Annotated in this window: 2 protein-coding genes; both read left to right on the top strand. The window is 65.4% G+C overall.

Features of this window, described 5'->3' with window-relative positions:
- Positions 1–997 (top strand): exopolyphosphatase (locus tag VKP01_RS06965; RefSeq protein WP_324411435.1); only part of this gene is annotated, 997 nt, incomplete at its 5' end.
- A gap of 131 nt (positions 998–1,128) precedes the next feature.
- Positions 1,129–3,153 (top strand): molybdopterin-dependent oxidoreductase (locus tag VKP01_RS06970; protein ID WP_324411436.1); only part of this gene is annotated, 2,025 nt, incomplete at its 3' end.

Consider the following 3,153-nt stretch of genomic DNA (forward strand, 5'->3'; position numbering starts at 1 on the left):
CGCTCTGCAGGACATGTCCGGCGGCTCGCTCAAGAAGGCGCGAAAGCTGGTCCAGACGGCCCTGCAGCGCGCCGCGCCACTTTCATCCCTGACCGGACGCCCGTTCTATGCCGTCGGCGGCACCTGGCGTGCCCTCGCCCAGGCGCATATGGCGCTGCGAAATTATCCGCTGCGGGTGATGCATGATTACCGCATCGCCCCCGATGACGCGCTCGCCTTTCTCGCCGAATTGCAGGAGAGCGACGACGATGCGCTGAAGGCGATCGAAGGCGTCTCCTCGGCGCGGCGGCCGCTGATGAAGATCGGCGCCGTCATCCTGGAGGAGATCATCCGCGCCGGGCAGCCTTCGGCCATCGTCGCGTCGGCGCTGGGCGTGCGCGAAGGTGTGCTTCATGAGCGACTCGACGACGAATTGAAAGGCGCCGATCCGTTGATCACGGCGGCGGCGGATTTCAATCTTCTGCGCGCCCGCTCGCCCGGTCATGGCGTCGAGCTGATTTCCTGGACCGACCATCTGTTCGAGACGCTGAAACTGGCCGAGACGCCCGCAGAACAGCGCCTGCGCCACGCTGCCTGCCTGCTCGCCGATATCGGCTGGCGCGCACATCCCGACTATCGCGGCGAGCAGAGCCTCAACATCATCGCCAATGCGGCTCTTGTGGGGATCGACCATCCGGGCCGCGCCTATCTTGCCCTGTCGAGCTTCTTCCGCCACGAGGGCCTCGCCATCGACAAGGCGAGCGTGCAGCTCAAGAGCCTCGCCACGCCGCGCCTGATCGATCTCGCGCGCATCCTCGCGGGAGCATTCCGCGTCGCTTATCCGATCTCTGTGGCGATGGAAGGCGTCCTGCCCAAGACGGCTTTGTTCGCGCGCGGAGACCGCATCGTGCTCGGCCTGCCCGACGACATGGCGCCGCTGGCCGGCGAACGGCTGCACGGGCGCATGCGCCAGCTCGGCAAACTGCTCGGTCGCGAGCCGCGCATCGAGGCCGGTTGAACCATGCGTATCATGCGATCCGCCAGCCGGGTTTGCATGCACGCGATCTCGACAGCAGCATGGTCCGGGTGCAGGATAGCGCCTCGACACGGTCTTGCCGGTTCGCCACGCGAAACGCCCGAAGGAATGCCATGAACGCGCCCACTCGCATCGAGCGCCGCTCCTCCACCTGTCCGCATGATTGCCCCTCTGCCTGCGCGCTGGAAGTCGAGGTCATCGACGGCACCAGCATCGGCAAGGTGACGGGCGATGCCGAGCAGAGCTACACGGCCGGGGTAATCTGCGCCAAGGTCGCGCGCTATGCCGAGCGTATCCATCACCCCGAGCGGCTGACCCAGCCCTTGCGCCGCGTCGGCCCCAAGGGCTCGGGCGAATTCGCGCCGATCTCCTGGAACGAGGCTCTGGATATCACCGCGAAGGCATTCCGCGAGGCGGAAGAGGTGCATGGGGCGGAGGCCGTCTGGCCGTATTACTATGCCGGCACGATGGGCCTCGTCATGCGCGACGGCATCAACCGGCTGCGCAATGTCCGAAAATATTCCGGTCAGTATAATACGATCTGCACGACCATGGCCTGGACCGGCTTCATCGCCGGAACCGGCATTCTCGCCGGGCCCGATCCGCGCGAGATGGCGAAATCGGATGTGGTGGTGATCTGGGGCACGAATGCCGTGCATACCCAGGTCAATGTGATGACCCATGCCATGCGCGCCCGCAAGGAACGCGGGGCGAAGATCGTCGTCATCGACATCTACGACAATGCGACGATGAAGCAGGCCGATCTCAAGCTCGTGCTCAAGCCCGGCACTGACGCGGCGCTCGCGTGCGCGGTGATGCATGTGCTCTTCCGCGACGGCCATGCCGATCGCGATTACATGGCGCGCCACGCCGATTGTCCCGACGAACTGGAGGCGCATCTGAAGAGCCGCGATCCCGCCTGGGCCGCGGCGATCACGGGATTGTCCGTGGAGGATATCGAGGCCTTCGCCAGGCTCGTCGGCGAGAACAAGCGCACATTCCTGCGTCTCGGCTATGGTTTCTCACGCCAGCGCAACGGCGCCATCGCCATGCATGCGGCGAGCTGCATCGCCACGGTGGCCGGGCACTGGCCATATGAGGGGGGCGGCGCCTTCCACAATAACGGCGCGATATACCACTGGCGCAAATCCGTGATCGAGGGTCTCGACGCGCTCGACATGAAGGTGCGCAAGCTCGACCAGTCGCAGATCGGGCGCGTACTCACCAACGACCCGGAAGCCCTGCGCCACGGCCCGCCGGTCAAGGCGATGCTGGTGCAGAATACCAACCCGGTCTCCGTCGCACCCGAGCAGGAACTGGTGAAGCGGGGTTTTGCGCGCGAGGATCTGTTCGTCTGCGTACACGAGCAATTCATGACCGAAACGGCGCTCTACGCCGATATCGTGCTGCCCGCCACGATGTTCATGGAGCATGACGATCTCTATCAGGGCGGCGGCCACCAATATATCCAGCTCGGCATGAAGCTTATCGATCCGCCCGGCCAGTGCCGCTCCAATCACGAGGTGATCTGCGCCCTGGCCGAGCGGCTCGGCGCGGAGCATGAAGGCTTCACCCTCACGCCGCGGGAGCTGATCGAACGCACGCTCGCCGATTCCGGCTGGGGGAGCCTCGCCGATCTCGAGGCCGGCAAATTCATCGACGCCCAGCCGTCCTTCGAGCGGGCGCATTTCATCAATGGTTTCGGCTATCGCGACGGCAAGTTTCGCTTCAAGCCCGACTGGCCGAAAGTGCCTGCGGCCAATGCCGGGCCCATGGGGCCGATCGACGCCGTTCCCGGCCTGCCCGATCACTGGGAGGTGCTGGAGGAGGCGACGGCGGAATATCCGTTCCGCCTCGCCACCAGCCCCGCGCGGCATTTCCTCAATTCCAGCTTCACCGAGACACCGGGCTCGCTCAAGCGCGAGGGCCATCCCGACGTGATGATCCATCCGGAGGATGCCGCGCAATACGGCGTTGAAGAAGGCGGCTGGGTTCGGCTGCAGAATCGGCGTGGCGCGGTGATGCTCCGGGCGCGCCATTTTGCCGGCCTGCGAAAGGGTGTGCTGATCGCCGAATCGATCTGGCCGAACGCGGCCTATCCGGACGGGCGCGGTATCAACACGCTGACCGGTGCCGAT

It is taken from the genome of Saliniramus sp., from assembly GCF_035311605.1.
Lineage (GTDB): Bacteria > Pseudomonadota > Alphaproteobacteria > Rhizobiales > Beijerinckiaceae > Saliniramus.